Raw genomic sequence first — 25,462 nt, forward strand, 5'->3', positions numbered from 1 at the left:
CCTCAGTTCCAGTCATGGCGGGCAGGCTTGACGCCGTTCAAGGCCCAGTTGCCGACCAGGTGGTATTTCCAGCGCACCGGGTCGTGCAGGGTATGCACGCGGGCGTTGCGCCAGTGGCGGTCAAAGTTGTGCTGGGTCAGCGACGAGCGCGTGCCGCCCAGTTCGAACAGGCGGTTGCTGGCCTCGATGGCCACCTCGGTGGTGAGCACCTTGGCCTTGGCCACGGCCACCGAGGCCAAGGCCACGTTGTCTTCATCCGCTGCCGGCTTGGCCGCATCCAGCGCCAGGCCTGCGCGCTCCAGCAGTGCCTCGGCCGCTTCCTGGCGGATTTCCAGTGAACCGACCTGGATGATGGTCAGTGGGTCTTCGCTGGCCTTTTCGACCTTGGCATCAATCCAGGGCCGTGCGTGCTGGCGCACGAAGGCAATGGTGTCGTCCAGTGCCGCGCGGCCGATGCCGGCATCGATGGCGGCGGTGGTCAGCTGGGCGAAGGGCCCTGCCAGGGTCGGGTGCTCGTAGGAGCGGTAGCTGGGGAAGAGGTTGAACGCCGGTACCCGCAGGCCATCGAGCAGCACCGTGCCGCTTGAGGTGGTGCGTTGGCCCATGCTGCTCCAGTCGTCGACGATCACCAAGCCCGGCGTGCCGCGCTCGACGAAGGCCAGCTGCGCGCGGTCCTGCTCATCCAGTGCCAGTACCCCGATCCAGTGGGCGTAAAGCGAGCCGGTGCAATAGCCTTTGCGCCCATCGATGCGATAGCCGTCGCCCTCGGCCGCCAGGCGGGTGCGGATGTCCTGGACGGTCTTGCCGCCGGTTTCCGACAGGGCATTGGCAAAGCGATGGCCCTGCAGCACCAGGGCGAAGAAGTGGCGCTGCTGCTCGGGCGTGCCTTGCAGGCGGATGTCTTCAAGCAGGCAGTAATGGTTTTGCGGGATCTGCCCCAGCGAGGGGTCGGCGGCGGAGACGATGGCGATCACCTGGGCCAGCGTGGCGAACGACACCTCCGCACCGCCATGTGCCCGTGGCACGGTAATGCCCCACAGCCCACTGTTGGAGAATGCGTCGACGACGTCTGCCGGCACTTCCCGGCGTCGATCGCGCTCGGCGGCGCCTTCACGCAGCAGGGCGGCGACCTGGTGGGCGACGCTGATCGCTTCGGCATCGTCGCGGATGATATGGGCTGCAGGACGGCGGATTTCGTAGGCAGCAGAGAGGATTTCGCTAGGCATGGACAACTCGATGTGTAGTCGGACGACTTCACATTGCAGCTGTTGTGCCAGCCTGTGTGGCCCATTAAATCAAGGGGTTACAGCCGAGCAGCGCGGATGTTGCCTGTCTGGATGCGCGGTCAACTGTTGCCGAGGTGTTCGCCTGGCAACAGTCTCGGGGTGGTCAGGTTGACTTGCGCAGTGCGTGCACCAGTTCTGCCTTGGTCATGCTTGAGCGGCCTTTGATGTCCTTGCTGCGGGCTTCCTTGAGCAGGCTTTGCTTGGTCTGGCTTTCCAGCGACGTGCTCGATGCCCGCGCATGCCCTTCGCGTGACTTCGCTGCACGCTTGGCTGAGTCCGACCGGGCGGTCTTCTTCTCGCCAGCTGAGGTCCTGCTGCCCGAACCGCCCGACTTCTCGCCACCGCCGGACTGCTTGTTGACGGTCGCCCAGGCGCGGGCTTCGGCTTCATCTTTGGACACGCCTTTGTCCTCGTAGCTCTCCTCGATGTGCTCGGCCTTGCGCTTCTGCTTGTCGGTGTATTTGTCCTTGTCGCCGCGTGGCATGGCATTCACTCCTTCGTGGTGGGTATGAACGGTTGAAAGCCCGGGGCCGCCAGGAGTGCCATTGCGGGGACGAGCGGTGGGCTCACGGCTCGCCGATCTGCGACAACGGCCTGGCCACCTGTTCCAGCGACCGCCGCTCGGCCGCCACGCCCCAGCGCGCCTGGGCCAGGGCGGCGATGATCATCAGCGCCGCGCCGAGCAGGTAGCCGTACAGCACGTTGCTGCGCTCGCCGGTTTCGATCAGCGCGCCGAACAGTGTCGGCCCGACCAGGCCACCCAGTCCGGTACCGAAGGCATAGAACACGGCAATGGCCAGCGCACGGATCTCCAGCGGGAAGGTTTCCGCCACGGTGAGGTACGCCGAACTGGCGGCCGCCGAGGCGAAGAAGAAGATCACCATCCAGGCCAGGGTCTGCTGGGTCACGTCGATCAGCCCTTGCTGGAACAGGTAGCCGCTGACGGCCAGCAGCACCCCCGAGATCAGATAGGTGGCGCTGATCATGATGCGCCGGCCGACCACGTCGAACAGCCTGCCCAGCAGTAGCGGGCCGCAGAAGTTGCCCAGCGCAAAGGGCAGGATGTACCAGCCCACCTTGGCCGCCGGCACCCCGTAGAAATCGGTCAGCACCAGCGCATAGGTGAAGAAGATCGCGTTGTAGAAGAATGCCTGGGCGGTGAGCAAGGTCAGGCCTACCAGCGCGCGGCGCCGGTGCACGACGAACAGGCTGTGGAATACCTCGCGCAATGGCGTGTGGTCGCGTGCGCGCAGGCGCAGGGGAGGGGCCTGCAATGGCGCAATCGCAATCCCGCGCGCTTGGTAATGGCGTTCGATGTCGGCGACGATGCGCTCGGCGTGCTCCGGCTGGTTGTGGATCATCAGCCAGCGCGGGCTTTCGGGGATCCACAGGCGCATCAGCAGGATCAGCAGGCCCAGCACCGCACCGATGCCGAAACACAGGCGCCAGCCCAGATCGCCCCCGGCAACGGCCGGGTCGAGCAGGACCACGGCGCCGGCCGCACCGAGCGCTGCGCCGATCCAGAAGGTACCGTTGATGGTCAGGTCGACCCAGCCACGGTAACGCGCCGGGGTGAACTCCTGGATGGTCGAGTTGATCGCCGTGTACTCGCCGCCGATGCCGGCGCCGGTGAGAAAGCGCAGCAGCAGGAAGCTCCCCAGGCTCCAGGAGAATGCCGTTGCCGCCGTGGCGCCGATGTACAGGAACAAGGTGATGAAGAACAGCCTGCGCCGCCCCAGGCGGTCGGTCAGCCAGCCGAAGAACAGCGCGCCGAGCACCGCACCGGCGATGTAGCTGGCGCCAGCCAGGCCGATGTCGGTGTTGCTCATGCGCAGGGCAGGGCTGTCCTTGAGCGCGCCCGCCACCGCGCCTGCCAGGGTGACCTCCAGGCCGTCGAGCAGCCAGGTGATGCCCAGGGCCAGCACCAGCAAGGTGTGAAAACGCGTCCACGGCAGGCGGTCGAGGCGGGCGGGGATGTCGGTGCTGTAGACGCGCGCCTGGTTTGAACCGTCACCCGGCTTTTGCAAGGCTTGGGTCGTCACTGCGATGCCTTCACTGAGAAGCTTGTGCGGGTTGATGTAGGTGGGAGACCTGCGCGGGCTGTTGCAGGAGCGACCTTGCGTCGCGAAAGGCCGCTCCTGCAAAGGCATCGTAAATCAACTCCCTGAGCCACTGCCTGAACCTGTACCACTGGCGCCACTACCCGTGCTGCCGCCACTCGATCCACCCGAGCCGGAACCCGAGCCCGATCCATTGGTAGTGCCATCGCCACCGGTATTGTCGGTGTCATTGTCATCCGTACCGCCAGTGCCTGTGCCCATGCCATCGGCGGGTGTGCCGGAGCCTGTCGCACCGCCCTGGCCGTTCATGTGCCCATTGTCGTGAGGTTGCGTGCCGGGTGCATGCTGGTCATTGAGGTCGGTGGCGGCGATCGCCAGCGGGGCGCTGACGCCCAGGCACAGGGCCAGCAGCAGTGATTGAGGTTTCAACGTCTTCATGATGAATGTCCTTTTCCAGTGGATTACCCACTGTTCGGCCTGCTGCAGCCACGACCGTGCCATGGGATCGACGGACGGAGCTTCAGGTAATCAGCCGTCTGACTGTTCTTCCGGCGGGACCTGCCCCTCAGGCCAGTCCGGTGCCTCCTGTTCCGGTTCGGGTTGAGGCTTGGGAATGGGCTCACCCGGGTTATGCGGCACGTCGTCGACATACGGGTCGGGGTGGTTGGGGTCGATCATGGCTTGTCTCCTGATCAGAGTGATTACCCCTGTTTAGGGCGTGGTGCTGCGCTGGCTGTTCAATCCGATTCGCCGATGGCTGCCGGGTGGTTGCGCTGGAGCGAACGGATCAAACTTTTGAGGGCTGCCGGGGCTCTTCTTATGAGACAACACTGGTATGAGGCGAAACCCATGAAGCACAGCGACGGCAAGACCGGCGACAAAGTCCCCCGGGCGATTTCATCCGAGGAGGCGCAGCAAGGCGAGAGGGCGCCAGACCCGGTGCTTGAGCGACCGGACCCCGATACCGAGGCGGTGGACAAGGTGATTACGCCGACATCGATCAAGGAGCAGGAAGAGATGACACGCGAGACCAGGGAGCGCTTGGCTGAGGTTGATGACAAGAAACGTCAGTGAATGCTGATGCAGAAGACCGGGCGTTCAGTCCGGTTACCTGATGGCAATGGCGGCGCAAGATCGGCAGGTGTACTGGCTAATGAAGGCCAGGCGGTTGGCCGCCGCCTCGTAGCGGAATTTTTCACAGTGATAAGTGAGCCGGGGTCGCGACTGTGTAATTGGCCGTTGGCTTCGAATGCGTAGGGGATTTTGCCAGCCAGCTTGTCGAGGGTGCACACCAGTTCTCCAGCCGGGTCGTACTGGTAACGGCGGTGAATGGTGTTGTAAGCATGCTCCACCAGCAGCGAGGTATTGATGCCGTTGTTGTGCACCAGTGAAAGCTTGTCGGCTGGCAGGGTCGAGGCAAACTGCCAGGCCTTGCGCCCCATGGCGTCGTAACCGAAGCAACTGGTGAGCTTGCCCTGGGTGCGGTAGACCTCACGGTGCAGGTCGTCGCGTTCCATGTCGCTGATCACCTGGCCGTCGAGGTTCAACTGGTACAGGTGGCCGCTGCCGTAATACAGGTGGTTGAGCTTGCGACCATCCGGCAGGGTCAGCGTGGTCAGGTTGCTGAGCCGGTCGTACTCATAGTCCAGTGCGCCGCTCGGGCCCAGTTCCTGGGTCAGTCGCCCCAGCAGGTCGTAGCTATAGCCCAGCGTCTCAGCGGTGATGCCCAGCTTTTTGCCGACACTGGTCGGCTGGCGCTGGATGCTCAGCAACCGGTCGGCCTCGTCGTACGTAAAGTCTTGCCGGGCATCGGGGTTGACCTTGGCCAGCAAGCGGCCAATGGCGTCGCGCTCGAACAGCGTATGGCGTTCTGGGCGTTCACCATTCTCGCCGTAGCCGATTTCGTCCAGGCGAATCAGATGGCCGCCGGCGTCGTAGCTGAAACGTCGGGTCAGGTTGTCGACCCGCACTTCTTCACTCAGGCGGTCCGATGCGTCATAGGCAAAGCGGTAGGCCGCGTTGTTCTCGTTGACCAGCGCGGTCAGGCGCAGGGCCTTGTCGTATTCGTAGTGGATCCACGCGCCCTTGGCGTCCTGCCGGTTGCTCGGCAAGCCGCGCAAGGTGCGCTGCAGGCGCGTGGTCTGGCCTTTGCCGTCGGTGTGGGTCAGCACCTGGCCCAGGGCGTTGTAGGTGAAGGTTTCCGAACTGCCGTCCGGGTGCTGGATGCGCAGCACTTCGCCGTCCGGTTTGCGTTCCAGGGCGGTGGTCTGGTTCAGCGCATCGGTCACCGCGACCAGGTGCTGGCGATCGTCGTAGCGGTAGTAGGTGCTCTTGCCGGAGCAGTCCTGGAAATGTTCGACCTGGGCGTACGCGTTCCACCACAGGTATCGGGACTTGAAGTTGTCATCGATGATCGTGTGCGGCAGGCCGTCATCGCTGATCAGGTATTGAGACTTGTGGCCCAGCGGGTCGATCTCGGTGATGAGGTTGCCTTTGTGGTCGTAGCGGGCCTGCCAGATGCTGCCGTCGGAGAAGCGGGTTTCGCTGACCAGGGGCGTGGCGAGGTGGTGCTTGTAATGGATTGAGCGGCCCAGCGGGTCGGTTTCTTCGGTCAGCCGGGAGAACTCGTCGTACTTGAAGGCCAGGTGATTGCCGTCAGGCAGGTCGATGCCGACCAGGTTGCCGAAGTCGTCCAGGTCGATACCGTAGCGTTCGCCACCGAAGTCGCGGCTGGCGATGACGCGGTGGTCCGCGTTGTAGCGGACTTCCAGTTCACGCCCCAGCACATCGGTGGCCCAGCTGGTACGGCCGGCCACGTCATAGCGGAAGTGGAAGTGCTCGCCGTCACTGGTCGTGTGTTCGACCACACGAGGTTGGTCATCGACGGTTTGCCAGCGGTATTCGCAGATCAGGCCCAAGGCGTTGCCGTGGCGGCTCATCAGGCCATCGGCGTAACCGAACTCCCGCACCGTGTCGCCATTGCGGTTGATCACCTCGGTCAACTGGCCGGCGTCGTCGTATCGGTACTGCACCAGGGTTTCCACTGACGCCTGATCGACGATGCGCCGGACCTCGGTCAGGCGTCCGAGCGGGTGGTCGTAATGCAGGTGGACCCTGATGCCGCCTGGGGCGCTGATGTCCGTCAGCAGCCCGGCCGCATCGCGGCTGAAATGCAGATAATGCCCGTGGGCATTTTCAAGGCGCTGCAGCGGCACTTCGCGATTGTCGTTGTGCACTTCACCGAAATAGAAGAAGAGGTTGTCCAGGGTCTGCAGCAGGTAGTGGCCACCCTGGCTGCGCACCAGGTAGACCTGCTCGTTGGGATTGAACAGGCGCTGGCCGGGTTCCACATCGACGAATGGCACGCTGCGCCCCTGGTTGTCCTTGAGGTAGATGAAGCGGCCATTGCGGCGCAGGCTCTGTTCCCAGGGCAAGACCCAGCCTCGGCCCAGCACGCTGCCGACATCGAGGTCGCTGGCATAGAAGCGGGTCCAGTTGAGCGGCATCAGCCCTGGCAAGCTGAAGTCGCGCTCGTCGGGCAGCACCTTGCGGCCACAGGTCAGGTCCACCGGGTTGCCGACCAGGCCGCCCAGCGCGCGCTCCACCGCCGGGCCGATGAGGTAACGGCCTGCCAGGTAACTGGCTGCGATCGACGCACCGACCTGCAAGGCGCAGGGCATCGCCGCCTTCAGGCCAGCCTGCAGCCCCAGGGTGGCCACGCTGAACACCGAACGGCCCATGGACGCGACCACCATCAGGATGTCGACGGTGACGCGCAACGCGTCGGGCACCTCTTCATTCACCGGCAAGTAACGCTTGCTGCCGCCGCCGATGAAGACGTTGCGCGACCCGCCGGCGATCCTTGCGCCGCAGGTCAGCTTGTCGCCCGAGCGTGCGGCGGGCACACCGTTGATGAACACATTGGTGGAGCCTTCGGCCACCAGGATCGGCGACGGGTGCTGGTCGCACTGGGCGGTGCTCAAGGTGGCGTGGGCGGCGTTGCGGCCATTGATGAACACGTTGTCGGAACAGCCTGGCCGCTCGATGTGCCCGGCTGGCGAGTTGAACATTGCGCCGAATGATTCCCCCCGCGAGGGCAGGAAACTGGCGCCGATGCCGATGACCAGCGGCAACAGAATGCCGCCCAGGCCAGCGGTGCAAATCATGAAGGACGCTGCCGCGACGATGGCCAGGCCCACCACCGCACCGGCCAGAAAACCGGCGAGGGCACCAGTGTGTTCGATTTCGTCGCCCAGGCGCGCTGCTTCGAACATGGCGCCTACTCCTGTGGCGATCGAGCGTGGGCGGTACTTGCAGTGTCGCGTGGGCGGAAGCCATCGAGCAGCTGTTGCCAGCCTGCGTTCTGCCGGTCATCGAAATCGCTCTGGCTGGTAGCGGAGAACACCAGGATGCGGCCGGGGACCACTTCGAAGGCTGCCTGGCGCTGGTACACCGGTCGGCCTTCGTACAGGTAGTACGCATCGACCTGCAGGCCCGCCAACGGTGTGGACGTCGACAGACTGGCCGGTCGCTTGGCCAGCAGGGTGTAGTTGCGCAGCTTGGTGCCGATCAGCGCGACCTGCCGGTCGACATAGGCGCTCAAGCTTTCGTCCGCCAGCAGGTCATCGCGTGAGACGTTGATGTTCAGTTGCGCCGGGCCGCTGTTGGGTTGGACGAAGATGTTGACGGTGCGGTCCTGCAGACCCTCGGGCAGATGGAGGGTGCCTTCGGCAAGTGGATAGTCCATTGGCTGTTGTATTCCTTGGTGATCGAATCAGGCGCAAGTGATGGCTGCGAGCATGGCGTCGAAGTCGATCAGCCAGTCGGCCAGCGGCCTCAGGTCGGGATCGATGACAGTCGAGAGGGAAAATGACAGCGCTTCATGGCCGTCACTGGGCGGGATCAGCGTGAGCACGGTTCGGCAATGCCGGCGCGCCTCGGGCTGACCGAACAGAAAGTCCAGCAACAATGCGGGATGCCCGGCGAGAAGGGCGGGCTGCTGACGCACCGGAGTAACCTCGGCATGGTGCCGACGGGCCTCTGCCAGGTAGTCCTCCAGTGCCTGGTCTAGCGTCAGCGTCTGTACAACGCTGCGGGTTCGGGCGTTGACCATGACACTGTGCCCGCCAACCTCCAGCGTGGCCCACACATCGCACAGCCTTGCACATTGAGGCATCAGCAGCTGCAGCCCAGCGATCGTCATGGCGTTGCGTTCAGGTAGCACTGGCAAGGCGGGTGGAGGCTGCAGCGCAAGCGCAGCCTCCTGTTCGGCTTGCTCTCTGGCGAGGGCCTCGGCGGCTTCGCGGCGCTGCCAGAGGCGGTCGTAGATATTGGGCCTCGCCCTGCCGAATTCGTTACTCATTGATATCCACCCGGTCACCCTTGACGAAGGTGTGCTTGCCGCGCACCTCAATGTTGTCCGCCTGGATCAGGATCGTGTCTGGCTTCAAGGTGAGGCTGCTGGTGCCGACCTGAAGGGTGATGTGCCGCTGGGCTGTAACCTGGATGAACTGGTTGTCGACCTGCAGGGTGTACGAGCCGTCCTGAATGTTGATCAGCGTGTCGTTGCCGATGATTTCGCGGTGGGTGCCGGTGACGGTGACCTTGCGGTCGTTGCCCACGAAGTGGGTCTCGTCGCGTTCGACTTCCGTGTCCAGGTTGCGCTCGGCGTGCAGGATCACCTGCTCGGCACCGGCCTTGTCCTCGAAGCGAAAGAAGTTCGCGGTGCCGCCATCGCCCTTGTTCGAGCGCGTCAACAAACCGCTCTGGGTTTTGTTCGCCGGCAAGGCCCAGGGCGGGGTATTGCGGCTGTTGTAGAGGCTGCAGATGATCAGCGGGCGGTCCGGGTTGCCGTCGAGAAACAGGACCACCACCTCGTCACCCACCCGTGGGATCTGGATGCTGCCAAACCCACCGCTGGCCCCAGCCTGTGCCACGCGCACCCAGCAGGAGCTCTGCTCGTTGAACCCGCCATGGCGGTCCCAGTGGAACTGCACCTTCACCCGGCCCAGTTCGTCGGTGAAGATTTCTTCGCCCGGCGGGCCGACGACGATGGCGGTCTGCGGGCCGGCAATGGTCGGCCTTGGTGTGCTCAGCGGCGGGCGGTAGGGGATCTTCTTGCGCATGCAAGTGAAGGTGTTGGAGTAGCCGGCCTGCTGATCGCTGAGGTAATTGTTATGGCCTTCGCAGGCCACCTCCATCAGCAGGAACTCGCGTTCTTCCACCGGGCCAGGCTCATGGCCAGGGTGCTGCAGCAGTTCGAAGCTGCAGCCGGGGCGCATCGCGCGGCAGTTGCTGGCGCCCTCGAACCGTTTGCAGGCCATTTCCAGCGCCTCGATGCGCCTGCGCAACAGCGCTTCGCCTTCGTCACGGTTGCCGTGGGTGTATTGGCCAGGGGAGTAGACCTCGAAGCGCTGTACGTCACCCTGTTCGTTGATACTGCGCATCTCGACCTCCAGGCGGTTGCGCGGCTGGCGGTAGTCGAAGGTCTGCGCCGCCATGCTGCCGGCCTGCAGCTGGCGGTGGCCGCACCATTGGGTGATCGAATCGGCGGTTTCGGTGACCGAGGCACTGTGAAAGCGGATTTGCGGCTGCTCGGGAAGCGCGTCGAGCAGGGTGGAGTTGTCGCAGATGACCAGCGTGTGGGCTTGCGCACTGTGCTCGAAGCAGTAGAACAGCCCGGCGTCGTCCAGCAGGCGCTGGACGAAATCGAGGTCAGTTTCGCGGTATTGGGTGATGTAGGTGTGGCGTTTGGGCGTACGGGTCAGGCGCAGGGCATAGGCAACGTAGCTCGGATACAGGGCGAACACCTCAGCGATCACGTCTACTACCGTGCAGTTCTGGAAGATGCGCGTGTCCGTGCGGTGCCGGAGCATCGCCAGCCATGGGCTCAGGGTCGCGCCGTAGCGGTCCAGGGCGCCATCACTGCCCAGGCTGGCAAAGTGGGTGAGGTAGCCGTTGATGAAGCGCGGTGCGGCATCGGCCAGTTCGATCTCGATGCTGACCTGCTGGCCGATCATCGACTTCAGCGGCATCTGCGGCGTGTCGCTGAGCAGTAGCAGTTCGTAGGCGAATGGCCGTGACAGGCCATCCTGGCCCTTGAAGCTGTGCAGCAGCAGCGGCTGGTCGAGTTCGGCCGGGTGGTGAAACTTGAACAGTCGGCGATGCTGCGGCGTCAGGCGTGCGGCCAGGTCCATGATCATTGCGTTGTCCTTGAATGCGAGAAGCGTTCGGAGGTTAGGGCAATGATCGAAGGGGCAGCAATGAACGGTGTGTTGAGGAAAATCAGGCGTCTGTAGGACCGGAAAACCGGGGCAATTTCACGGTTTCCTACACAGTTTGCGAGCGTCCGTCATCGGGAGGAAGGCGCCGGCTCAGCAATGGCGCTGCTTTGCGGCCGGTGTGCGACTGACAAGGGCTTTACCCACGAACCTGATGTCAAAAAGTTTCTGAATCAAGGAGTTACAAAATAGCCTGCATCTACGAGGCCCGGGCAGGCGACCTGTTTGCCTGCCCGGGCCCGCTCGGTGTCAGCGCGACAGGCGTTTGAGCAGTGCCTGGGCCGCGGCCTCGGAGGAGGCAGGGTTCTGGCCGGTGATCAGGTGGCCGTCCTCGACCACATGGCTTGCCCAGTCCGCCGCCTTGGAGTACTGGCCGCCATGGGCCTTGAGCATGTCTTCCACCAGGAATGGCACCACCTCGGTAAGCCCGACGGCCTGTTCCTCGCTGTTGGCGAAGCCGGTCACGTGCTTGCCTTTGACCACCGGATGCCCGTCTGGCGCCTTGACGTGCTTGAACACGCCAGGCGCGTGGCACACGGCGGCAATCGGCTTGTTGGCGGCATAGAAGGCTTCGAGCAAAGTCTTCGAGTCGGTGTCTTCGGCCAGGTCCCACAGCGGGCCGTGGCCACCGGGGTAGAACACCGCGTCGAAATGGTAGGGGTCGATTTCACCCAGCGGCACGGTGTCGGCCAGGGCCATCTGCCCGTCGGTGTCGCTGGCGAAGCGCCGGGTGGCGTCGGTCTGGGCGTCCGGTTCGTCGCTTTTCGGGTCCAGCGGGGGTTGGCCGCCTTTGGGCGAGGCGAGGGTGACGTCGGCATTGGCGTCGACGAACACGTAGTAAGGTGCGGCGAATTCCTCCAGCCAGAAGCCGGTCTTCTTGCCGGTGTCACCCAGCTGGTCGTGCGACGTGAGCACCATCAGGATCTTTTTCATGCAAGCCACTCCTCCAGAGGTGAAAAGGCAGCGCGCTGTTCGCCCTGCATAGAAAGTGGGAGGCCAGCGCACGGCAGGCGTTCCATGATAGCCCTCGAAAAGTATGCGGGGTTTGCCGCTCAGCTCAATTACCCTAGCGCCACGATCATTTCATCTATACAGGCCTGCCCATGAGCAATACGTCATTCCGCCAACCTGTCATCGCTGATGCCGAGCGCTGCTTCGCGATCGAAATCGGTGCCTACGAAGGTGATGAAGCCGCCACGCTGGAGAAGATCCGCACGCGCATCAGCCAGTACCCTGAAGGCTTCCTGCTGCTCGAAGACCCCCATGGCATCGTCGGCTTCATCAACAGTGGCTGCGCCTACGAGGTGGTGATGTCCGATGAGGCCTTCAAGGAGCTGGTCGGCCACGACCCGCAGGCGCCCAACGTGGTGATCATGTCGGTGGTGGTGGACACGGCCCATCAGGGCCAGGGCCATGCCAAGCGGCTGATGCGCGAGTTCATCACGCGCATGAAGGCGCAGGGCAAACAGACCATCCACCTGATGTGCAAGCAACAGCATGTCGAGCTGTACCGCAAGATGGGCTACCAGTACGTGCGGCCTTCGCCCTCGGACCACGGTGGCATGGCCTGGCATGAGATGGTCATGGCGCTCTGAGCCGGCCAGCGCGTTGATTCCGTGTTTAGTCATATTTAGTTACTACGGAATGACAGCCACCTGCCTGTTTGCCCCGGTTTAGAGGGGGTCGATGGCTCGATTGCCATTCAACAGTCACAAAGCTGTAACACAGCTGCTGCAAAGTGTGCCGGCCATCACACGGAGCGCTTTTTCCATGATACGCCTGATGAAGTCTGCTGCACTCGCCGTTGCCGTCTCGCTTAGCGCCACTTCGGCCTTTGCCGCAGACAACGTTCGCCTGACCGGTTCCGGCGCCAGTTTCCCTGCACCGATCTACCTGACCTGGTTCAAGGACTTCAGCAAGAACACCGCTGGCGTCACCGTCGACTACCAGTCCAAGGGGAGCGGGGCAGGTGTTCAGGACTTCCTGAACAAGACCGTCGACTTCGCCGCCAGCGACTCGGCCATGAGCGAAGCAGACATTGCCAAGGTCGGCGAGGGCGTGCAGCTGCTGCCGATGACCGCCGGTGAAATCGTCCTGGCCTACAACCTGCCGGGCAACCCGAAAGGCCTCAAGCTGCCGCGGGATGTGTACTCCAACATCTTCCTCGGCAAGATCACCAAGTGGAACGACCCACAGATCGTCGCGGCCAACCCAGAGCTGAAACTGCCTGACATGCCGATCACCGTGGTCGTGCGTGCCGACTCCAGCGGCACCAACGCGGTCTTCACCAAGCACCTGTCGGCCATCAACGCCGACTTCAAGAAAGACCTGGGTGAAGGCAACACCGTCAACTGGCCGGCCACCGACAAGTTCATCAAGTCGCCGAAGAACGACGGCGTGACCGCCACCGTTCGCCAGACCCCGGGCGCCATCGGCTACATCGAATACGGCTTCGCCAAGCTGGCCAAGGTCGATTTCGCCTCGCTGCAGAACAAGGCCGGCCAATACGTCGTGCCGAACGCCGAGAGCGGTGCCGAGGCGCTGGCGGCGGTGAAGATGCCGGAAAACCTGATTGCTCACCTGCCGGACCCGGAAGGTGCCAAGTCCTACCCGATCACTTCCTACACCTGGATGATCTTCCGCAAGGACAACGGCAGCCCGGAAAAGGCCAAGGCCATGCGTGACATGGTCGAGTACGGCCTGACCCACGGTCAGAAGATCGCCGACTCGATGGGCTACATCCCGCTGCCACCGTCGGTTGTCGACGAAGTGCGCAAAGCGTCGCAAAGCATCCAGTAACACCCTCAGGCGCTCCCGGCGCGGTGTGGCCACCGTGCCGGGCGTGTTTGCCCTTAGTCCCGGAATCAGCCGAATGAACACACCTTTTGCCATACCGGATAACCCAGACTCCGCGTGCCAGCCGCCGTCCACCAAGGACTTCCTGGTCGATCGCACCTTCCGTGCCCTTGCACGTATCGGTGTGGTGCTGATTCTCGCGCTGGTATTCGCGTTGGTATACGAAGTAGGACGCAAAGCACTTCCAGGCATGGAAAAGCACGGGTTTGACGTGCTGTTTGGCAGTGTGTGGGACGTCAACCAGGGCAAATACGGCATTCTGCCCGCCATCTGGGGCACGCTTTACAGCGCCCTGATCGCCTTGTTGATCGCCGGTTTCTTCGGTGTCAGCATGGCCATTTTCCTGACCCAGGATTTCTTGCCGGCGAGGCTTGCCGCGGTGTTTCGCACCATCGTCGAGCTGCTTGCCGCCATCCCCAGCGTCGTTTACGGCCTGTGGGGCATCTATGTGGTGATTCCGGCCATCCGGCCGTTGACCGCCTGGCTGAACAGCGAGCTGGGCTGGATCCCGTTCTTCGGCACCTCCCTGAGTGGCCCCGGCCTGCTGCCGGCGGCGTTGGTGCTGGCGATCATGATCCTGCCGACCATTGCCGCGGTGTCCCAGGATGCGCTGACCAGCGTACCGATGAAGACCAAACAGGCCGCCTACGGCATGGGCACCACCCATTGGGAAGCCATCCTCAAGGTGATGGTGCCGTCGGCCGCCACCGGCATCTTCGGCTCCCTGGTGCTGGGCCTTGGCCGCGCACTGGGCGAAACCATGGCCCTGGCCATGCTGGTGGGTAACGCAAACACCATCACCCTTTCGCTGTTTGCCCCGGCCAACACGCTGGCAGCCTTGCTGGCGCTGAACTTCCCGGAAGCCGGGCCGAACGAGGTCGAAGTGCTGATGTATGCCGCACTGGTCCTGATGTTCATCACCTTGCTGGTGAACGTGTTCGGGTCGCTGATCATGCTCTACGCCCAGCGGGGTAACAAACAATGACTGACCTGACCGCGGCATCCACCGCATTGCCCAGCCTGCAGCGCCGCTTCGAAGGCCGCGCCCTGCGCAGCCTGGTGCTGACCACCCTGGTCTGGTGCGTGGCCCTGCTGGCCAGCGTACCGCTGATTTCCGTGCTGTACATGCTGATTTCCCGCGGCGGTGCGCGCCTGAACCTGGAAGTGTTCACCGAGCTGCCACCCACCGGCTTCGAGATGGGCGGTGGTTTTGGTAACGCCATGGCCGGTACCTTCGCCATGGTCGGCATTGCCGCCGCCATCGCGGTGCCGGTCGGCATCCTGGCGGCGGTGTTCCTCGCCGAACTCGGGCCCGAGAGCAAACTGGCGAACGCCTCGCGCTTTGCGGCGAAGATGCTCACCGGCCTGCCGTCGATCCTCGCCGGTGTATTCGCCTACGCCCTGGTGGTGATGACCACCGGTACCTACTCGGCCCCGGCCGGTGGCGTGGCACTGGCGGTACTGATGCTGCCGATCGTCGTGCTGACCGCTGAAGAAGCCATGAAGATGGTGCCCAAGATCATGAAAGATGCCGCTTACGGCATGGGCTGCACCCGCGCCCAGGTGATCTGGAAGATCGTCCTGCCGACCGGCATGCCGGCCATCCTCACCGGCGTCATGCTGGCGGTGGCCCGCGCTGCCGGTGAAACGGCGCCGCTGCTGTTCACCGCACTGTTCAGCAACTACTGGATCTACCACGACGGCAGCCTGGCCGTCATGAACCCCACGGCATCGCTTGCCGTACTGATCTACAACTTCTCCGGCATGCCGTTCGACAACCAGCTGGAGCTCGCCTGGGCGGCCTCGCTGGTGTTGGTGATGATCGTGCTGGTAGTCAACATTCTTAGCCGTATCTTCGGCAAGCCCAAGTACTGAGAAAGGGAGCATTCGACCGTGAACGTATCAACAGCGCAAAGAGCCGCTCCCTTGGTCAGCGAAGCGCCAATCGTCATGGACTGCAAGCTGGACAAGATCTTCTACGGCAACTTCATGGCGGTCCGCGACAGCCATGTGCCGATCCGGAAAAACGAGATCACCGGCTTCATCGGCCCGTCCGGCTGCGGCAAGAGTACCGTGCTGCGCAGCCTCAACCGCATGAACGACCTGGTCAAAGGCTTCCGCTTCGAGGGCCATGTGCACTTCCTCGGCCAGGATGTCTATGGCAAGGGTGTGGACCCGGTGGTGGTGCGCCGCTACATCGGCATGGTGTTCCAGCAGCCGAACCCGTTCTCCATGAGCATCTTCGACAACGTCGCCTTCGGCCTGCGCCTGAACCGCTACAAGGGTGACATCGGCGACCGCGTCAAGCATGCCCTGCAAGGCGCTGCGCTGTGGGACGAGGTCAAGGACAAGCTCAAGGTCAGCGGCCTGTCGCTGTCCGGCGGCCAGCAGCAGCGCCTGTGCATCGCCCGCGCCATCGCCACCGAGCCAGAAGTGCTGCTGCTCGACGAGCCATGCTCGGCACTCGACCCGATCGCGACCCGCCGCGTGGAAGAGCTGATGGTCGAGCTGAAGAAGGACTACACCATCGCCCTGGTGACCCACAACATGCAGCAGGCGATCAGGGTGGCCGACACCACGGCGTTCTTCTCGGTGGACATCTCCCAGGGCACCCGCACCGGTTACCTGGTGGAGATGGGCCCGACCACGCAGATCTTCCAGAACCCGCGTGAACAGCTGACCAGTGACTACATCAGCGGCAAGTTCAGCTGAACCCGCCAGGCGACCCGCCCCGCAGACCAGGATGGCCGAGCGGGGCGGGTCGCTTTTACCTCTGTTCTGTTTCAAGAGATTACCAATGGATGCGACATGTCGTCTTGACCTGCCAGCGGTAGAGCGCGCACTGCGCGAGGTGCAGGGCCGCTTTGGCGAACTCAGCCAACACTTCACCGAGCCGCGTGATCCGTTCACCGACGAGGTGCTGCTCAATGTGCTTGAAGGCTATGCCCTGATTGACGACTATGTCGCCCGGGGTGTGGACCTGTTCGACCTGCAGCAGCTGAACCTGATGCTGGAGATCAACGCCACCGTGCTGTGCGGCAGCGACCCGGCACGCCGCCGCGAATTCGCCCCACACCTGGCGGCCACCGAGGCACGTTTTTTCAACAACGTGGAAGGCGGCATCAAGGACTTGTACAACTGGTATTGCTCGTACCGCAGCGAGTCGATCTGGAAGCGGGCGGCCGGTGTCTATGTCCGCATCCTCAGCAAGCCGCAGTTGTTCATCGAAGGGAACAACCGCACGGGGTCGCTCATCGTCAGCTATCTGCTGATGCGTGCAGGGCTGCCGCCATTCGTGCTGACGCTGGACAACGCCGAGGGCTACTTCAACCCGTCCTCGGTCATTCGCAACTCCGCCAAGCATGGTGTGAAAGCTTTGTACGAATTGCCCAAGATCAAGAAAAAGTATGCGGCCTTCCTGGAAGCGAAGGCACCTGAACCCGAAACGTTCTTCCTGCGCGGCACCTGCGTGCCGGCCCGTCAGGGGAGCCGATGATGGAAAGGTATTCGATGCTGGAACAAGGCAAGGCCGGTGGCCGACGTGCGTGGCGGGCCATCGGGCGCAAATTCAGGCGCCCGCAGATGCGCATTTCCTTCGATATCGATGACACGCTGGCCTGCCTGCCGCATCACGCGGATGAAGAGCACAGCAAGCTGCCGGCCTTCATCCACCGCTGGCTGGGCGAGCCGCTGCGCAGCGGTACGCGTTCGCTGATCCGCGACCTGCGCCGCCAGGGCTGCAGCATCTGGATCTACACCTCTTCGGGCCGCACGCCGGCGTATATCCGGCGCTGGCTGATGCTTTACGGCATTCACGTCGACGGCGTGGTCAACAGTGACCGCCATCAGCATGTGCTGCAGCAGCACGGGCTTGAGAATGCCCCCTCGAAGTACCCGCCGGCATTCGATATCGACTTGCACGTCGATGATTCCGAAGGGGTCGGGATCGAGGGCTTTGACCACGGTTTCCGCGTGGTCGTGGTCAACCCGGAAGATGACAGCTGGGCGCAGAAGGTCATGGACGCTGCCGAGCAGGTGCAGGCCCAGTTGGCCTGGCAGCAGCCGCAGCGGTTCGAAATGCCTGGGGCGCGGCGGTCGCAGGCATTGGCTTCCTGAGCATTCGAGCGGGTTGCGAAAAGACAGAGGAATGCAGCGCCTGGGAGATCGAGCGCCGCCCGCGCGGCGCATCGCGAGCTGCGCTCGCTCCTACGTTTGTTTCGGGCCAATTATTCCTGTGGGATTTTCGCGCGGACGCCTTGGCGCATGGCGCGATATCGCGTCGTACCCACAAGGCGGTCGCGCGCGCCTGTCACAGGCGTTACTGGCCCAAAACAAACGTAGGAGCGAGCGCAGCTCGCGATGCGCCGCGCGGGCGGCGCTCGGTCTCCCAGGCACCACCCCTCTCAAGACAGGCAAAGCCTCAGTGCTGCGCACTCTCGACAGCAATACTTTCGCCAGACACCTCCAGGTACCCGTCACTGCGGTTGGCAATGGCATAGTGGATCAACCCACCCAGCCCAGCGCCAAAGAACCATGAGAACTGCGACAGCGTCTCGAACGCCGGCACCAGCGCCAGCAGGATGGCGATCAGCGCAGCCGGGATGAACGCCGCCACTGCCCGCAGGTTGACCCCGCCACGGTAGTGATAGGCACCTTCAGGGCTTTCGCTATACAGCTCAGGCAGGTTCACCCGGCCACGGCGCACCAGGTAGTAGTCGGTGACCATGATGCCGTACAGCGGGCCGAGCAGGGCGCCCAGGCCGCCGAGGAAGTACACGATCACCGACGGGCTGTTGTACAGGTGCCAGGGCAGGATCACCACCGCGATGCTGGCGCTGAGCAAGCCCGCGCGGCGGAAGTTCAGCACCTTCGGTGCCAGGTTGGTGAGCACGAAGGCCGGGGCGACGAAGTTGGCCATGATGTTCACCGCCACGGTGACGATCAGGAAGGCCAGGCAGGCCAGCACCAGGCCGCCGGTGTTCGGGATGGCGGCGACGATTTCGCTCGGGCTCTGCACCAGCTTGCCGTCGATGCTGAACTGCGCACCGGCGAGCACCACGGCGATCAGCGCGAAGCCGAGCATGTTCACCGGCAGGCCCCAGAAGTTGCCCACGCTGATCGTGCGGCGATCCGGGCAGTTACGCGTGAAGTCGCAGAAGTTGAGGATCATGGTGCCGTACAGCGACACCCACAGCGCGGCGGCGCCGAACACTTTCAGCCACATGGCGGAGCCAGTCGGCGCGTTGCCGCTGGACCAGGCAATCGACAGGCCGCTGCGCCAGTACATCCAGCCCGCCAGGCTGCTGAAGGCGACCAGGATGATCGGCCCGGCGAGGGATTCGAAGCGGCGCACCATCTCCATGCCGTAGGCGAAGATCGCCACCTGCACGCACCAGATGCCGAGGAAGGTGACCCAGCCCAGGGTCGACAGGCCGAGTATCGCGTTCTGGTCGTAGGGCTTGAGGTCCGGCGCGATGGCGGTGAGCAGCACGCGCAGCACCACCGAGGCGAGGTAGGTCTGGATGCCGAACCAGGCAATGGCGATCACCGCGCGGATCAGTGCCGGGATCTGCGCGCCGTGGATGCCAAAGCTGATCCGGCACATGACGGGGTAGGGCAGGCCGGTCTTCTGCCCCATGTAGCCGGACAGGTTCATCAGGCCGTAGATCACCAGCGCGCCGAGGGCGAAGGCGGCGAGTATCTGTGCGCCGCTCATGCCCAGGGCGAACAGGCCGATGGCGAAGGAGTAGTTGGCGATGTTGTGCACATCGTTGGTCCACAGCGCAAACAGGCTGTAGCGCCCCCAGGTGCGATTGGCCGCACGGGTCGGTGCGAGGTCGGTGCTGTACAGGCGCGGGCTCAGTTGCGACTGACTCGACCCGGCTGTTTCGGCGGGGAGATCGGCAAGCTGGCCAACATCGGAACGGGAAATCGACGCCATCGGGACTCCATGATGGTTGTGTACTTTTATTGTTTGTATTTGTATACAAACAAGATTCGTACCAACCCATGGCCGGGGTGCAATCCCTGGTCTTGGCGCTTTGTTGCCAGATAGCTGCGTGGCGCACTGACCTTTCAGGTGGGAATTATGTGCACGTTTAATGTGCACAGTTGTTACCACGTGCACCCGATGTGCTGAACAGATGGCTTGCCGGGATTGTTCCGCATAAGCTTGTAGCAGGTTGCCATGGAGGTCCGTCGATGTCGCATCTACCGCTCGCGCTGGGTCTGTTACTTGCTGCCACTGTGGTCGAAGCGGCGCCGCTGCAGGTGCCCACCCCGGCCCAGCTCAGGAGCCAGCTCGAAAGCCTCAAGCCTGGCCAGTTTCTCTGGTACCCGCAGGTCTCGCCGGTAGGGCCGGTGACCGTGGTGGTCAGCCTCACCGAGCAACGTGCCTACGTCTATCGCAATGGCATCGCCATTGGCGTCAGCACCGTGAGCAGCGGCAAGGCAGGCCGGGAAACCCCCACCGGGGTCTTCAGCATTCTGCAGAAGAAGGTCGAACACCAATCGAGCCTCTACAACAGCGCACCGATGCCGTACATGGAGCGGCTGACCTGGGACGGCATTGCCCTGCACGCGGGCCATCTGCCGGGCTACCCGGCCTCCCATGGTTGCGTGCGCCTGCCATTGGAATTTGCCAAGAAGCTGTATGAGGTCACCGGTTTCAGCTCGACCACCGTCATCGTCTCCGATACCCACAGTGCACCGGTGGAGGTGTACCACCCTGGCGTGCTGGCCCCCACGGTCAGTGCAGGCAAGGCCCAAGGCCCGCTGGTACTGAGCAACCAACAGTTCTGGAACGACCCGGACCCGACGTCAGGGCCGCTGTCGATCCTGATCAGCCGTGCCGACTTGCGCGCCTATGTGTATCGCGGCGGCCAGCTGATCGGCTCGGCGCCAGCACTCTCGTTGGCAAGCAGCCAGCAGCGCAGTGGCATGGCGGTGTTTTCGCTGCTGCAAAAACCCTCCGCCCTGGCGCTCGACGGTGCGCTACCCTTACGTTGGTCGGTGGTGGGCCTGAGCAACCCGGAATACGGGAGCACGCCCTATGAACAGTTGGGGCAATTGACCATCAACCCGGAGTTCCGCCAGCATCTGCGCGCAGCGATGGATGTCGGCACGATGCTGGTGATCACCGACTGGGCGTCGACCCGGGATACCCGCAGCGACGGAAAATTCACGGTCATCAGCACCGAAGACCGTGAAGAAGTTAAACCATTGGTCAAGAAATGATCGGCAATCCCGAAGAATTCAAGCAAAGTGGTGGCTTTTGGCCGCAAGCCAGCTGACTTATTGCTGACAGGCCGTTACCGGGGTAACCATGTCGATGTTTGAACCCTTGCGGGGAGCCGTCCGGCTCTCGGTGGCCAGTTTTGGCCTGTTTTTCCTGGGTGCCTGGCAAATCGCCCAGGCACAACCGCTGCCCAGTGCCGCCGAACTGCAGCAGCTGGCACCGAACGCCAGCCTGTCGACACTGGCCCTGGCCCTCACCGCCTATGCCTGCGCCAGCCACAGCGAGGCGGACAAGTTGCTGACAGTGATCGATTACTCCAAGGCCTCGCGGGACAAGCGCCTGTGGGTGTTCGACCTGCGCGCACGCAAACTGCTGTTCGAGGAATGGGTCGCCCATGGCAAGAACAGCGGTGCCGATGTACCGACGACGTTCTCCAACGCCCCCAACAGTTACCAGTCCTCTCTCGGCCTGTATGAAACCGGCCAGATCTACAGCGGCAAGCACGGCCGCTCGCTGCGCCTGCAGGGGCTGGAGCCGGGGTTCAACGACAACAGCATGTCGCGGGCGATTGTCATGCACGCCGCCGCCTATGCCGACCCCAAGGTCGTGCCCGGCCTGGGGCGCCTGGGGCGCAGCCAGGGCTGCCCGGCCGTGCGGCCGGCGATTGCCGGCAAGCTGATCGACACGCTGCAGCGCGGCAGCTATGTGTTTGCCTACTACCCGCAGCAGGACTGGCTGAAGACATCACGCTACCTCAACGCCCAGAGCTGCCCGCTGGCGAGCCAATCGATCGCCAGCAAATAGCGAAAAGGGCGGCGCTCAGATCGAGCGCTGGTTGACGCGGGCAGAGAGCTGCTCGGCGCTTTCCTTGCGCTCCGAATAGCGGTCCACCAGGAATGCCTGGCGGTCGCGCAGCAGTACGGTGAACTTCACCAGTTCCTCCATCACATCCACCACGCGGTCGTAGTACGGCGAAGGCTTCATCCGCCCGGCGTCGTCAAACTCCAGGTAGGCTTTGGGGACCGAAGACTGGTTGGGTATGGTGAACATGCGCATCCAGCGGCCAAGCACGCGCAGCTGGTTGACCACGTTGAACGATTGCGAGCCGCCACACACCTGCATGACGGCCAGGGTCTTGCCCTGGGTGGGGCGCACCGCACCCAGGGCCAGGGGGACCCAGTCGATCTGCGCCTTGAACACCGCAGACATCGCACCATGGCGCTCTGGCGAGCACCAGACCTGGCCTTCGGACCACTGCATCAGGTCACGCAGTTCCTGCACCTTGGGGTGCTCGACAGGTACATCGTCAGGCAGCGGCAGGCCCGACGGATTGAAGATGCGCGTTTCGGCACCGAAGTGCTCCAGCAGGCGTGCGGCTTCTTCCACCAGCAAGCGACTGAAGGAGCGTTCGCGGGTCGAGCCATACAGCAGCAGGATGCGCGGTTTGTGCGTGCTGGAGCCGGGCGCCGCTGGCGGCCCATCGAACAGCGCGAGGTCGAGGTTAGGCAGTTGCTCGGACATGTTTGCTCCTGCTCAAAGGGTACCGATGCGATCCAGCTCTTGCTTGAGCTGCTCACGGTCCAGGGTGTCGAAAGGCAGCCCGAAGAACGCCTGGCAGCGCGACTCGATGCGGGCCAGCGTGGCGCGGAACGCAGCGTCGACCGTAGCCTCGTCACCCACCACATCGGACGGATCCTCCAGCCCCCAGTGCGCCTTCAGCGCCGGGCCGAAATACACCGGGCACGCTTCGCCGGCCGCCTTGTCGCACACGGTGATGACGATGTCGGGTGGGCAATCCTCGAACGCCTCATTGCCCTTGCTGCTCAACCCATCCGTCGAGATACCGGCGTGCTGCAAGGTGCTCAGGCTGCGCGGCAACACCAGGCCTTTCGGGAAGCTGCCGGAACTGACGGCTGCAAACGGGTGAGGCGCCAGGTGGTTGAACATGGCCTCGGAAAGGATGCTGCGGCAACTGTTGGCCGTGCACATGAACAGAACTCGCATGGAGGGCTCCTCCGCTTCGTGGCGGGTGTCAGAGGCTAAGGCGCAATGCCAAAGCGCAAAGGGTGATCAGCAGAACCGGCAGCGTCAGCAGGATGCCGACTTTGAAGTAGTAACCCCAGGTGATGCGCACGCCTTTGCGTTCCAGCACATGCAGCCAGAGCAGCGTGGCAAGGCTGCCGATGGGGGTGATTTTCGGGCCGAGGTCGCAGCCGATGACGTTGGCGTAGATCATCGCCTCGCGCACCAGCCCCGGCGCCTCGCTGGCCTGGATCGACAAGGCGCCGACCAGCACGCTGGGCATGTTGTTCATGACCGATGACAGTGCTGCAGCGATCAACCCGGTCCCGATGGCAGCACTCCATAGCCCTTGCTGCGCAAGGCGGTCGAGCAGGTGGGTGAGCAAATCGGTGAGGCCGGCGTTCTTCAGCCCGTAGACCACCAGGTACATGCCGAGCGAAAAGATCACCACCTGCCAGGGCGCTTCGCGCAGCACACGGCGGGTCGAGATGCGGTGGCCACGGGCAGCGACGGCAAACAGGATCGCTGCACAGGCAGCGGCTACCGCACTGATCGGGATGCCCAGCGGATCCAGGGCAAACAGGCCGATCAGCAACACCAGCAACACCCAGCCACCGACGTTGAAGGTGGCACGGTCATGAATCGCTTCGCTGGGCTGCTTCAGGGCCGCGACCGTGTAGTGCCTGGGGATATCACGGCGGAAAAACAGCCACAGCACCAGCAGGGTCGCGGCCACACTGGCAAGATTCACCGGCACCATCACCGAGGCATACTCGGCGAAGCCCAGCTTGAAGTAGTCCGCCGACACGATGTTCACCAGGTTGGAGACCACCAGTGGCAGGCTCGCCGTGTCGGCAATGAAGCCTGCGGCCATGACGAAGGCCAGCGTCGCAGCGGGCGAAAAACGCAGCGCCAGCAGCATCGACATGACGATGGGCGTGAGGATCAGCGCTGCGCCATCGTTGGCGAACAGCGCCGACACGGCGGCACCCAGCAGCACGCAGAAGGCGAACAGGCGATGGCCGCTGCCGTTTGCCCAGCGCGCCACATGCAGCGCGGCCCACTCGAAGAAACCGGCCTCGTCCAGCAGCAGGCTGATGATGATGACGGCAATGAAGGTGGCGGTGGCGTTCCAGACAATGGCCCACACGGCCGGGATGTCGTGCAGCGAAACGGCACCGGCCGCCAGGGCGATGAGGGCACCGAGCGCGGCACTCCAGCCGACGCCCAGCCCCTTCGGTTGCCAGATGACCAGGATGAGGGTGAAAACAAAGACTGCAATGGCGACCAGCATGAACACCTCGCTCGACGTTGATCAGCAGCAGGCAGCGTCACGGACGGGGCGGCCGTCCATGTTCTGCAGGCGCAGGGTGTTCTCGGCCAACCATTGCGCGTTGGCCTGCAAGGTCGCCTGCAACATCTCGTGCACCCAGGCGGGCAGTTCCGGGTTCAGGCGGTAATACACCCATTGCCCCTGGCGGCGATCCAGCAGCATGCCACTGCTGCGCAGCTGCGCCAGATGGCGACTGATCTTCGGTTGGCTGTCGTTCAGCGCACACATCAATTCGCAGACACAGAGCTCACCCAGCCCTGCGATCAGCAGGGTGGCGCGGGTGCGGGTTTCGTCCGACAGGCACTTGAAGACATCGGGTGGAGTAAGCATGGCAACACCAAAACATATGGAAATCCGAATATACGGATTTTCATATATGAAATGCAACCACGTGTGTGGAGGCAAGCTGAGGTCAGGGCTGCCCCGACTGGAACAACGCCCGGACGACCTCCCTGAGCCAGCGGTTGCCGCTGTCCTGATGGTAACGCGCATGCCAGTGCTGCTTGACTGTGAAGCCTTCTACCGCAAACGGGCAGTCATGCACCCGCAGCCCATGCATGTCGGCAAGTGTCTGGCCGATATGCCGAGGCAGCGTCGCCACCAGGTCGGTCGACCCGACAATCATCCCAAGGCCAAGAAAGGCCGGCAGTTCGAGCATGATCCTGCGCTCGATCCCGGCCCGCGCCAAGCCGGCCTCCAGCAACTTCTGCCCGGTCCCGGCGCTGATCTGCACGTGCCCTTCGGCACGGTACTGGGCCACGCCCATGCCGTTGGCCAGGCGCGGGTGCTGCCGGTTGCTCAGGCACACCCAATCCTGTTCGAACAGCATCTGCTGATACATGCCGCCACCCAGCCAGGGTACAAAGCCGATGGCCAGGTCCGCTTCGCCCGACTCCAGGGCGCTCTCGGTATTGCCATCGATCCGCGCTGCTTCCAGGCGAATGCCCGGGGCATGGCTGCGCAAGTGGTTGAGGATACTGGGCAGCAAGGTGATATGGCTGGCATCGCTGACGCACAGGCGAAAGCGTCGCTGCGCCGTGGCCGGTATGAACTGCGGTGCCCAGGCGGTCAGGCGGCGCAGCGATTCCAGCACTTCGCGGCACGGCCCGATCAACTGGTCGGCCCGCGGGGTAGGGGCCATGCCGCCCGGCGTGCGCACGAACAACGGATCGTTCAACTGCTCGCGCAGGCGCGCCAGCCAGATGCTGATGGTCGGCTGGCTCTGGCCGAGCTGCTCGGCGGCGCGGGTCACGCTGCGGCACTGGTACAGCACCTCGAACAACTGCAACAACTTGGGTTCCGGCAGGGGCTCCAGCGTGGTCATTATTGCAAATCTCAATAGCGGTATTAACGCCATTGTATAGCTCAAATAAGCCTCGCTGCATAAG

Annotated in this window: 25 protein-coding genes and 1 pseudogene; 10 read left to right on the top strand and 16 right to left on the bottom strand. The window is 63.5% G+C overall.

What is annotated here, in order from left to right:
* Positions 1-2 precede the first annotated feature (2 nt).
* The 5 genes from OCX61_RS11175 to OCX61_RS11195 form a co-directional block, all read right to left on the bottom strand.
* Positions 3-1,226, bottom strand: a complete 1,224-nt coding sequence (locus OCX61_RS11175; RefSeq protein WP_261943847.1) for an SfnB family sulfur acquisition oxidoreductase — start codon at positions 1,224-1,226, stop codon at positions 3-5.
* Between the two features lie 163 nt (positions 1,227-1,389).
* Positions 1,390-1,770 carry a termination factor Rho gene (locus tag OCX61_RS11180; RefSeq protein ID WP_261943848.1) on the bottom strand — a complete coding sequence of 127 codons (381 nt, stop codon included), beginning with the start codon at positions 1,768-1,770 and terminating at the stop codon, positions 1,390-1,392.
* 82 nt (positions 1,771-1,852) lie between these two features.
* A complete protein-coding gene (locus OCX61_RS11185) occupies positions 1,853-3,328 on the bottom strand; it encodes an MFS transporter (protein WP_261943849.1) in 1,476 nt (491 codons plus the stop codon).
* Positions 3,329-3,442: 114 nt separating this feature from the next.
* The gene (locus OCX61_RS11190; protein WP_261943850.1) at positions 3,443-3,784 is read right to left on the bottom strand and encodes a hypothetical protein; all 342 of its coding nucleotides are present in this window, start codon (positions 3,782-3,784) and stop codon (positions 3,443-3,445) included.
* Between the two features lie 90 nt (positions 3,785-3,874).
* Entirely contained in the window at positions 3,875-4,024 is a 150-nt protein-coding gene (locus OCX61_RS11195; RefSeq protein WP_158090053.1) for a hypothetical protein, read from the bottom strand.
* A 171-nt stretch (positions 4,025-4,195) separates the two neighbouring features.
* Here OCX61_RS11195 and OCX61_RS11200 point away from each other — a divergent pair, with 171 nt between their 5' ends.
* Positions 4,196-4,420 (top strand): hypothetical protein, encoded by a 225-nt coding sequence (locus OCX61_RS11200; protein ID WP_261943851.1) that lies wholly within the window; start codon positions 4,196-4,198, stop codon positions 4,418-4,420.
* A gap of 81 nt (positions 4,421-4,501) precedes the next feature.
* Here the strand turns inward: OCX61_RS11200 and OCX61_RS11205 are convergent.
* The 5 genes and pseudogenes from OCX61_RS11205 to OCX61_RS11225 form a co-directional block, all read right to left on the bottom strand.
* A pseudogene (locus OCX61_RS11205) lies at positions 4,502-7,620 on the bottom strand (DUF6531 domain-containing protein); the annotation flags it as partial.
* 5 nt (positions 7,621-7,625) lie between these two features.
* Positions 7,626-8,093: a DcrB-related protein gene (locus OCX61_RS11210; RefSeq protein WP_261943852.1), complete on the bottom strand. Its 468-nt coding sequence runs from the start codon at positions 8,091-8,093 to the stop codon at positions 7,626-7,628.
* A gap of 27 nt (positions 8,094-8,120) precedes the next feature.
* Complete coding sequence (locus OCX61_RS11215; protein WP_261943853.1) at positions 8,121-8,708, bottom strand: hypothetical protein; 588 nt, start codon at positions 8,706-8,708, stop codon at positions 8,121-8,123.
* Positions 8,701-10,548 carry a type VI secretion system Vgr family protein gene (locus OCX61_RS11220; protein WP_261943854.1) on the bottom strand — a complete coding sequence of 616 codons (1,848 nt, stop codon included), beginning with the start codon at positions 10,546-10,548 and terminating at the stop codon, positions 8,701-8,703. The genes OCX61_RS11215 and OCX61_RS11220 overlap by 8 nt, the downstream gene beginning before the upstream one ends.
* 327 nt (positions 10,549-10,875) lie before the next feature.
* Positions 10,876-11,559 (bottom strand): type 1 glutamine amidotransferase domain-containing protein, encoded by a 684-nt coding sequence (locus OCX61_RS11225; RefSeq protein ID WP_261943855.1) that lies wholly within the window; start codon positions 11,557-11,559, stop codon positions 10,876-10,878.
* Between the two features lie 170 nt (positions 11,560-11,729).
* Here OCX61_RS11225 and OCX61_RS11230 point away from each other — a divergent pair, with 170 nt between their 5' ends.
* The 7 genes from OCX61_RS11230 to OCX61_RS11260 all read left to right on the top strand — a co-directional run bounded on the left by OCX61_RS11230 (position 11,730) and on the right by OCX61_RS11260 (position 17,598).
* Positions 11,730-12,221 (top strand): GNAT family N-acetyltransferase, encoded by a 492-nt coding sequence (locus OCX61_RS11230; protein WP_261943856.1) that lies wholly within the window; start codon positions 11,730-11,732, stop codon positions 12,219-12,221.
* A 175-nt stretch (positions 12,222-12,396) separates the two neighbouring features.
* Positions 12,397-13,425, top strand: coding sequence for a phosphate ABC transporter substrate-binding protein PstS (gene pstS / locus OCX61_RS11235; RefSeq protein WP_261943857.1), 1,029 nt, complete (start codon positions 12,397-12,399; stop codon positions 13,423-13,425).
* 73 nt (positions 13,426-13,498) lie between these two features.
* Positions 13,499-14,467 carry a phosphate ABC transporter permease subunit PstC gene (gene pstC, locus OCX61_RS11240; protein ID WP_085677345.1) on the top strand — a complete coding sequence of 323 codons (969 nt, stop codon included), beginning with the start codon at positions 13,499-13,501 and terminating at the stop codon, positions 14,465-14,467.
* Complete coding sequence (gene pstA, locus OCX61_RS11245; RefSeq protein ID WP_085677344.1) at positions 14,464-15,357, top strand: phosphate ABC transporter permease PstA; 894 nt, start codon at positions 14,464-14,466, stop codon at positions 15,355-15,357. The genes pstC and pstA overlap by 4 nt, the downstream gene beginning before the upstream one ends.
* 75 nt (positions 15,358-15,432) lie before the next feature.
* Positions 15,433-16,194 carry a phosphate ABC transporter ATP-binding protein PstB gene (pstB, locus tag OCX61_RS11250; RefSeq protein WP_050437214.1) on the top strand — a complete coding sequence of 254 codons (762 nt, stop codon included), beginning with the start codon at positions 15,433-15,435 and terminating at the stop codon, positions 16,192-16,194.
* A gap of 85 nt (positions 16,195-16,279) precedes the next feature.
* Positions 16,280-16,978, top strand: coding sequence for a hypothetical protein (locus OCX61_RS11255; RefSeq protein WP_261943858.1), 699 nt, complete (start codon positions 16,280-16,282; stop codon positions 16,976-16,978).
* The gene (locus tag OCX61_RS11260) at positions 16,978-17,598 is read left to right on the top strand and encodes a hypothetical protein (RefSeq protein ID WP_261943859.1); all 621 of its coding nucleotides are present in this window, start codon (positions 16,978-16,980) and stop codon (positions 17,596-17,598) included. The genes OCX61_RS11255 and OCX61_RS11260 overlap by 1 nt, the downstream gene beginning before the upstream one ends.
* Positions 17,599-17,902: 304 nt before the next feature.
* On the opposite strand, the gene OCX61_RS11265 is transcribed toward OCX61_RS11260, so the two are convergent.
* Entirely contained in the window at positions 17,903-19,423 is a 1,521-nt protein-coding gene (locus OCX61_RS11265; protein WP_261943860.1) for an NCS1 family nucleobase:cation symporter-1, read from the bottom strand.
* A 260-nt stretch (positions 19,424-19,683) separates the two neighbouring features.
* On the opposite strand from OCX61_RS11265, the gene OCX61_RS11270 reads away from it, so the two are divergent.
* Together OCX61_RS11270 and OCX61_RS11275 are read left to right on the top strand one after the other, a co-directional pair.
* Positions 19,684-20,718: a L,D-transpeptidase gene (locus OCX61_RS11270; protein ID WP_261943861.1), complete on the top strand. Its 1,035-nt coding sequence runs from the start codon at positions 19,684-19,686 to the stop codon at positions 20,716-20,718.
* A gap of 94 nt (positions 20,719-20,812) precedes the next feature.
* On the top strand, positions 20,813-21,523 hold the full coding sequence (locus tag OCX61_RS11275; RefSeq protein ID WP_409260892.1) for a murein L,D-transpeptidase catalytic domain family protein: 711 nt from the start codon (positions 20,813-20,815) through the stop codon (positions 21,521-21,523).
* A gap of 15 nt (positions 21,524-21,538) precedes the next feature.
* On the opposite strand, the gene arsH is transcribed toward OCX61_RS11275, so the two are convergent.
* The 5 genes from arsH to OCX61_RS11300 form a co-directional block, all read right to left on the bottom strand.
* Entirely contained in the window at positions 21,539-22,240 is a 702-nt protein-coding gene (gene arsH, locus OCX61_RS11280; protein ID WP_261943863.1) for an arsenical resistance protein ArsH, read from the bottom strand.
* A 12-nt stretch (positions 22,241-22,252) separates the two neighbouring features.
* Positions 22,253-22,723 (bottom strand): arsenate reductase ArsC, encoded by a 471-nt coding sequence (locus OCX61_RS11285; protein WP_261943864.1) that lies wholly within the window; start codon positions 22,721-22,723, stop codon positions 22,253-22,255.
* Positions 22,724-22,751: 28 nt separating this feature from the next.
* Positions 22,752-24,035, bottom strand: coding sequence for an arsenic transporter (locus OCX61_RS11290; protein WP_261943865.1), 1,284 nt, complete (start codon positions 24,033-24,035; stop codon positions 22,752-22,754).
* Between the two features lie 21 nt (positions 24,036-24,056).
* Positions 24,057-24,404 (bottom strand): metalloregulator ArsR/SmtB family transcription factor, encoded by a 348-nt coding sequence (locus OCX61_RS11295; RefSeq protein WP_261943866.1) that lies wholly within the window; start codon positions 24,402-24,404, stop codon positions 24,057-24,059.
* A gap of 82 nt (positions 24,405-24,486) precedes the next feature.
* A complete protein-coding gene (locus OCX61_RS11300; protein WP_261943867.1) occupies positions 24,487-25,398 on the bottom strand; it encodes a LysR family transcriptional regulator in 912 nt (303 codons plus the stop codon).
* Positions 25,399-25,462: the final 64 nt, after the last annotated feature.

The organism is Pseudomonas sp. LRP2-20 (assembly GCF_024349685.1).
Lineage (GTDB): Bacteria > Pseudomonadota > Gammaproteobacteria > Pseudomonadales > Pseudomonadaceae > Aquipseudomonas.